Origin of the sequence: Actinomadura logoneensis, assembly GCF_003428695.1 — a bacterium.
GTDB lineage: Bacteria > Actinomycetota > Actinomycetes > Streptosporangiales > Streptosporangiaceae > Spirillospora > Spirillospora logoneensis.
The window spans coordinates 1-6,603 of the sequence record NZ_QURH01000897.1 but is presented as its reverse complement, the minus strand read 5'-3'; the positions used below and the strand labels follow the sequence as shown (position 1 = coordinate 6,603).

Here is a 6,603-nt window from a genome sequence, read left to right as displayed (position 1 = left end):
CGGCCCGCCGCCCCGCTCGGCGCCGCGGGCAAGCTGATGATCATCGCGGCCGACCACCCGGCGCGCGGCGCGCTGCGCGCCGGGACCGACCCGGGGGCGATGGGCAACCGCCGCGACCTGCTGGAGCGGATCTGCGTCGGCCTCGCCCGGCCGGGCGTGCACGGGGTGCTCGCCACCCCGGACGTCCTGGAGGACCTGCTGCTGCTGGGCGAGCTGGAGGGCCGGTACGCCATCGGGTCGATGAACCGGGGCGGCCTGGCCGGGTCGTCGTTCGAGATCGACGACCGGTTCACCGCCTACACCGCGTCCGCGATCGCCGCGGCGGGCCTCGACGGCGGCAAGATGCTGCTGCGCGTCGACCTGGACGACCCGGCGACCGCCGCGACGCTGGAGAACTGCGCGCACGCGGTCACCGAACTCGCCGGACACGGGCTCCCGGCGATGGTGGAGCCGTTCCTGTCCACCCGGGGCGACGACGGGAGGGTCGTGAACGTGCTCACCCCCGAGGCGATGACCAAGGTCATCTCGATCGCGTCCGGGCTCGGCGCCACGTCCGCCCACACCTGGCTGAAGGTTCCCGTGGTCGACCGGATGGAGGAGGTCATGGAGTCCTCGACGCTGCCCGCCCTGCTGCTCGGCGGCGAGGTGCCCGACGACGCCGAGGCGGCGCTCGCGGGCTGGAAGGCGGCCCTCGGCCTGCCGACCGTGCGCGGCCTGGTCGTCGGCAGGGCCGTGCTGTACCCGCCGGGCGACGACGTCGCGGGCGCCGTCGACGCCGCGGTGGGGCTCCTGTGACCGGCGCTGTGAACGGCGCCGTGAGCGGGGAGGTGTCCGTGGAGGTCACCCCCCGGAGCGCGGGCTGGGAGTACTCGGGCCTGCGCGTCCTGACGCTCGGGCCGGGGGAGGAGGTCGCGCTGGAGACCGGGGAGTCGGAGACGCTGGTGCTCCCGCTCGCCGGATCGTGCGAGGCGGCGATCGGCGTCCCGGCCGACGGGGTCGCCGTGACGTTCGGGCTCCAGGGCCGTCCCGACGTCTTCTCCCGCGTCACCGACTTCGCGTACGCGCCGCGGGACGCGTCGGTCGTCCTGCGGTCCAGGGACGGCGGGCGGTTCGCGCTGCCGTCCGCGCGCTGCGAGCGGCGGCTCCCGCCCCGCTACGGACCCGCCGGGAAGGTGCCGGTGGAGCTGCGCGGCGCCGGGCAGATGAGCCGCCAGGTGAACAACTTCTGCACGCCCGAGGCGTTCGAGGCCGACAGGCTGATCGCGTGCGAGGTGCTGACGCCGGGCGGCAACTGGTCGTCCTACCCGCCGCACAAGCACGACGAGCACACCGAGCACGAGTCGGTGCTGGAGGAGATCTACTACTTCGAGGTCGCCGCCGCGCCGCACGGCGGGCCGGGCATGGCCTACCAGCGGGTGTACGGCACCACCGACGTGCTGGAGGAGGTCCGCACCGGCGACGTCGTGCTGATCCCGCACGGCTGGCACGGGCCCTCGATGGCGGTGCCGGGCCACGACCTGTACTACCTGAACGTGATGGCGGGACCCGGTGCGGAACGCGCCTGGAAGATCTGCGACGACCCCGCGCACACCTGGATCCGCGGGACCTGGACCGACCTGCCGACCGACCCGCGGCTGCCGATGACCTCGGCCGCCGGACCCGAGGGGGACCGATGACCGAGACAGTACGGCTGACCGTCGCGCAGGCGGTCGTCCGCTTCCTGGCGAACCAGTGGACCGAACGGGACGGCGAGCGGCAGCGGTTCTTCGCCGGCTGCTTCGGCATCTTCGGCCACGGCAACGTGGCGGGGCTCGGCCAGGCGCTGCTGGAGTACGGCGGCGAACTGCCCTACCGGGCGGCGCGCAACGAGCAGGCGATGGTGCACGCGGCGGTCGGCTACGCCCGCGCGCACGACCGGCTCCGCGCGTTCGCCTGCACGACCTCGGTCGGACCGGGCGCGACCAACATGGTGACCGGCGCCGCGCTCGCGACCATCAACCGCATTCCCGTGCTGCTCCTGCCGGGCGACGTCTTCGCGACGCGGGTGGCCAACCCCGTCCTCCAGGAGCTGGAGGACCCGCGCTCCTACGACGTCTCGGTCAACGACTGCTTCAAGCCGGTCTCGCGCTTCTGGGACCGGATCAACCGGCCCGAGCAGCTGCCGAGCGCGCTGCTCGCCGCGATGCGCGTGCTGACCGACCCGGCCGAGACCGGCGCGGTCACGCTCGCGCTGCCGCAGGACGTGCAGGCCGAGGCGCACGACTGGCCTGCGGAGCTGTTCGCCGAGCGGGTCTGGAGGATCGCCCGCCCGGTGCCCGAGCCGGACCTCGTCGCGGAGGCCGCGGCCCTGCTGCGCGGCGCCGAGCGTCCGCTCATCGTGGCGGGCGGCGGGGCCATCTACGCGCGGGCGACCGCGGAGCTGGCGGAGTTCGCCGAGGCCACCGGCATCCCGGTGGCCGAGACCCAGGCGGGCAAGGGGGCGCTGGCCTGGGACCACCCGGCCGCGGTGGGCGCGATCGGCGCGACCGGCACCACCGCCGCCAACGCCCTGGCCCGCGAGGCCGACGTCGTGCTGGGCGTCGGGACGCGCTACAGCGACTTCACCACCGCCTCCCGCAGCGTGTTCGCCCGTCCGGGCGTCCGCTTCGTCAACCTCAACGTGGCGGCGCCGGACGCCGTGAAGCACGCGGGCCTGCCGCTGACCGCCGACGCGCGCTCGGGCCTGGCGGCCCTCCGGTCGGCGCTGGCCGGGCACACGGTCGCGGCGTCCTACCGGGACGAGATCGCCGCCCGCGTCGCCCGCTGGAACGAGGCGGTCGACCGCGCCTACGCGCCGTCCGGCGGAACGCCCCCCGCCCAGCCGGAGATCATCGGCATCGTCAACGAGGTCAGCGGCCCGCGCGACGTCGTGGTCTGCGCCGCCGGATCGATGCCGGGGGACCTGCACAAGCTGTGGCGGACGCGCGATCCCAAGGGCTACCACGTCGAGTACGGCTACTCGTGCATGGGCTACGAGATCGCCGGGGGACTCGGGGTGAAGCTCGCCGCGCCCGACCGCGAGGTCTTCGTCATGGTCGGCGACGGCTCGTACCTGATGATGGCCCAGGAGCTCGTCACCGCCGTCGCCGACGGGATCAAGCTGGTCGTCGTGCTGGTGCAGAACCACGGCTTCGCCTCGATCGGCAACCTGTCGGAGTCGGTCGGCGCGCAGCGGCTCGGCACCCGGTTCGAGCTGCCCGGCGACCTGGCCGCGAACGCCGCCGCGCTCGGCGCCGACGTCCTGCGCGCGACGACCGCCGAGGAGTTCCGCGCGGCCCTGGTCAAGGCCCGCGACAGCGCCCGCACGACGGTCGTCCACGTGGAGACCGACGTCTCGGTCGGCGCGCCGGACAGCGAGGCGTGGTGGGACGTGCCGGTCGCCGAGGTCTCCGGCCTGGAGTCCACGACGCGGGCCCGCGCCCGCTACGAGGAGGACCGCCGGGCGCAGCGCCCGCTGATCTGAACCGGGCGGGCGGTGCCTGCCTGCCCCTGGCGGGGCGCCGCCCGCCCGGGAAGGACGCGCGCGGTCAGGGGGTCAGCAGGACCTTGATCGCGCCGTCCTCCTTCTTCTGGAAGATCTCGTAGGCGTGCGGGGCGTCGGCGAGCGGCAGCCGGTGCGTCGCGAGGTCCTGCACGCCGAGCGGGTCGGCGTCGTCGGAGACCAGCGGGAGCAGTTCGTCGATCCACCGCTTCACGTGCGCCTGGCCCATCCGGACCGAGATGCCCTTGTCGAACATCCGCAGCATCGGCATCGGGTCGGCCATGCCGCCGTACACGCCGGAGAGCGAGATCGTCCCACCGCGCCGGACGGTCTCGATGGCCTGGTAGAGCACCGCCAGGCGGTCCACTCCGGCGTGCGTCATCAGTCCGGCGGCGGCGCGGTCGGGCAGCAGGGCGGTGAGGCTCTGCGCGACCTTCGCGACGGGCGAGCCGTGCGCCTCCATCCCGACCGCGTCGATGACGCCGTCGGTGCCGCGGCCACCGGTCATGTCCCGGACGGCCGCCGGGACGTCGGAGACCGCGTTCGCGTCGATCGTCTCGATGTCGTGCCGCCGGGCCATCGCCAGCCGCTCGGGCACCAGGTCCACGCCGATGACGCGGTGGCCGAGGTGGCGCGCGATCCGGCAGCTCATCTGGCCGATCGGGCCGAGGCCGAACACGGTGACGCTGCCCTCCGGCGGCAGGTCGGCGTACGCCACCGCCTGGCGGGCGGTCGGCAGGACGTCCGACAGGTACACGAACCGCTCGTCGGACGGCCCCTCCGGCACCTTGATCGGGCCGAACTGGGCCTGCGGCACGCGCAGGTACTCGGCCTGCCCGCCGGGGACCTGGCCGTACAGCTTCGTGTAGCCGAACAGCGCCGCGCCCATGCCCTGGTCGCGGACCTGCGTGGTCTCGCACTGCGCGTACAGCTTCCGCTCGCACATGTGGCAGTGCCCGCAGGAGATGTTGAACGGGATCACGACCCGGTCGCCGGGCCGGATGTGGGAGACCTCGGCGCCGACCTCCTCCACGACGCCCATCGGCTCGTGGCCGAGGATGTCGCCCTGGCCCATGAACGGGCCGAGCACCTCGTAGAGGTGCAGGTCGGAGCCGCAGATGGCGGTCGTGGTGACGCGGATGACCGCGTCCGTGGGCTCCTTGACCACCGGGTCCGGGACGTCCTCGACCCGGACGTCGCGGCGGCCGTGCCACGTGAGCGCCTTCATGGTGTTCCTTTCGGTCGGGCGGTGCGGTTCAGCCGGGCGGGGCGGGGATGGGGTGGGCGGCGAGCGCCCGCGCGGCGGCGGCGAGGTTGGACGCCATGGCCCGGCCGGTCTTCGCCGACCAGTCGTGGCCCCGCTCGTCGTCCAGGTAGTCCGGCCCCGGCCCGGGACCGAGGTGCCAGTACGTCCACGCCTGGCCGGGGATGGTGAAACCGAAGTCGGCCAGCGCCCCGTTGATCTCGCTGATGACGTGGTGCGCGCCGTCCTCGTTGCCGGTGACGACCACGCCCGCGACGCGGTTGTAGGCGACCGGCCGCCCCTCGTCGTCGGTCTCGGAGAGCAGCGCGTCCAGCCGCTCGATCACCCGCTGCGCCACCGAGGACGGCCGTCCCGCCCACGTCGGCGACGCGATGATGAGGATCTGCGAGTCGAGCAGCGCCCGGTGCACCCGGGGCCAGTCGTCCCCCTCGCCCATGTCCGTGGACACTCCGGGCCGGATGTCGAGATCCACGGCCCGGACGGTGTGCACCGGGACACCGTGCCGCTTCTCGAGTTCGTCCGCCACCACCTGGGCCAGTGCCCCCGTGTTGCTGGCGTCGGGTGACGGTTTGAGCGTGCAGTTGATGATCAGGCAGCGCATGAGAACCTCCTCATGCGTCCCTGCCCCCGTGACAGGTGTGAAACGGCGGTCCGCCCACCGGCCTCCGCCGACCGGGCGGGGACGGGGGCGGGGCGCGGTCAGGAGGCCAGGCGCTTCTTGAGGAGCTCCTTGCCCTGCTCGGCACCCTTGCGGCTGTCGGCCTGGGCCTTGCGGAAGAAGTCGGCGAGCTCGTTGTCGCCCTCCCGCTCGGCGTCCTTGATGTAGGTCTCCAGCCGCAGGACGTTGCTCAGGCACGCCTCGGTGAACCAGATGATGTTGTAGTCCTTGTCCTTGGTCCCGGTGATGTGGCCGGTCTCGTGGTGCGACATGGGGACTCTCCTCTCGGTCGGTTCCTTCCTCTCTGCCGCCTACCCGAGAGGGCCGGGCAAAAACTCCAGGTCAGGGCGTGCGGAGACGATCACGCGAGGAGTATCCGGGACGTGTCCGGGTAGCGCCGTGGGCATGAGATCGATGTCAGGGCCGACCCTTGCCCGCACTCTGGTCAGCAGGATGCCCCGCGCCCGCGAGGTCAGGCGGGTGCTCGGCGTCGAGGAGGCGACACGCCGGGGACTGATGGGCGGTGTCGTCCCGCTGTGGCTCGGCGCGGGCCTCGCCGACTGGTACCGGCACCGGCAGACCGGCATCGAGGAGAACGCCGGGACCAAGGAGTCGGTGATCCACGCGCTGATGATGACCGAGGCCGGCGTCCCGGTGACGCTCGGCCTGTTCTGCGAGGTGAACGCCGGGGTTCTCGCCGTCTGCGGCGGGGCGCTCGGCGTCCACAGCCTGACCGCGTACTGGGACGTGTCGTACGCCGAGCAGCACCGCGAGGTCACGCCGATCGAGCAGCACATCCACAGCCTGCTGGAGGTCGTGCCGCTGATGGCCACGGGGTTCCTCGCCGTCCTGTACTGGGACCAGACGCGCTCCCTGGCCGGACGGGGCGAGCGCCCCGACTTCCGGATCCGGCTCAAGCGCGAGGGCCGGCTCTCCTGGAAGGCGCGGGCCGCGCTCCTCGGCGCCATGGGCGTCTTCGGCGCGCTCCCGTACGCCGAGGAGATGATCCGGTGCGCCCGCGCGTCCGCGCGCGCCAGGGCCGAGAGGAGCAAGGACAGGTGGGACGTCGAGGCGGAGGCGTTGCAGTCCGTCTCCTGAGCCCGCCGCCAGACGCCACGCAGCCGCGACCGCACCGCCGGACGCCGCCGAGACACGGCGGCG

The 6,603-nt window shown here is 73.5% G+C and carries 7 protein-coding genes; 4 read left to right on the top strand and 3 right to left on the bottom strand.

Going from position 1 to position 6,603, the window contains the following annotated elements:
* The 3 genes from DZF91_RS40605 to iolD all read left to right on the top strand — a co-directional run.
* The coding region (locus DZF91_RS40605; protein WP_117360500.1) for a Cgl0159 family (beta/alpha)8-fold protein at positions 1–795 on the top strand (795 nt) is incomplete at its 5' end.
* Between the two features lie 38 nt (positions 796–833).
* A complete protein-coding gene (gene iolB, locus DZF91_RS30255) occupies positions 834–1,676 on the top strand; it encodes a 5-deoxy-glucuronate isomerase (RefSeq protein ID WP_328589237.1) in 843 nt (280 codons plus the stop codon).
* Complete coding sequence (iolD, locus tag DZF91_RS30250; protein ID WP_117360498.1) at positions 1,673–3,502, top strand: 3D-(3,5/4)-trihydroxycyclohexane-1,2-dione acylhydrolase (decyclizing); 1,830 nt, start codon at positions 1,673–1,675, stop codon at positions 3,500–3,502. Before iolB ends, iolD begins: the two co-directional genes overlap by 4 nt.
* A gap of 64 nt (positions 3,503–3,566) precedes the next feature.
* Here iolD and DZF91_RS30245 read toward each other — a convergent pair whose 3' ends face one another.
* The 3 genes from DZF91_RS30245 to DZF91_RS30235 all read right to left on the bottom strand — a co-directional run bounded on the left by DZF91_RS30245 (position 3,567) and on the right by DZF91_RS30235 (position 5,714).
* Positions 3,567–4,748, bottom strand: coding sequence for a zinc-dependent alcohol dehydrogenase (locus tag DZF91_RS30245; RefSeq protein ID WP_117360497.1), 1,182 nt, complete (start codon positions 4,746–4,748; stop codon positions 3,567–3,569).
* 28 nt (positions 4,749–4,776) lie between these two features.
* Entirely contained in the window at positions 4,777–5,385 is a 609-nt protein-coding gene (locus DZF91_RS30240; protein ID WP_199486990.1) for a flavodoxin family protein, read from the bottom strand.
* A 98-nt stretch (positions 5,386–5,483) separates the two neighbouring features.
* Entirely contained in the window at positions 5,484–5,714 is a 231-nt protein-coding gene (locus DZF91_RS30235) for a hypothetical protein (protein WP_117360496.1), read from the bottom strand.
* Between the two features lie 181 nt (positions 5,715–5,895).
* Between DZF91_RS30235 and DZF91_RS30230 the strand changes: the two genes are divergently transcribed.
* Complete coding sequence (locus DZF91_RS30230; RefSeq protein ID WP_117360495.1) at positions 5,896–6,540, top strand: diguanylate cyclase; 645 nt, start codon at positions 5,896–5,898, stop codon at positions 6,538–6,540.
* Positions 6,541–6,603 lie beyond the last annotated feature (63 nt).

What these genes read in the sequence shown, in the direction of transcription:
- DZF91_RS30240 (WP_199486990.1), bottom strand. Translation starts at nt 5,385, where the DNA reads ATGCGCTGCCTGATCATCAACTGCACGCTCAAACCGTCACCCGACGCC.
- iolD (WP_117360498.1), top strand. Translation starts at nt 1,673, where the DNA reads ATGACCGAGACAGTACGGCTGACCGTCGCGCAGGCGGTCGTCCGCTTC.
- DZF91_RS30245 (WP_117360497.1), bottom strand. Translation starts at nt 4,748, where the DNA reads ATGAAGGCGCTCACGTGGCACGGCCGCCGCGACGTCCGGGTCGAGGAC.
- DZF91_RS30235 (WP_117360496.1), bottom strand. Translation starts at nt 5,714, where the DNA reads ATGTCGCACCACGAGACCGGCCACATCACCGGGACCAAGGACAAGGAC.
- DZF91_RS30230 (WP_117360495.1), top strand. Translation starts at nt 5,896, where the DNA reads ATGCCCCGCGCCCGCGAGGTCAGGCGGGTGCTCGGCGTCGAGGAGGCG.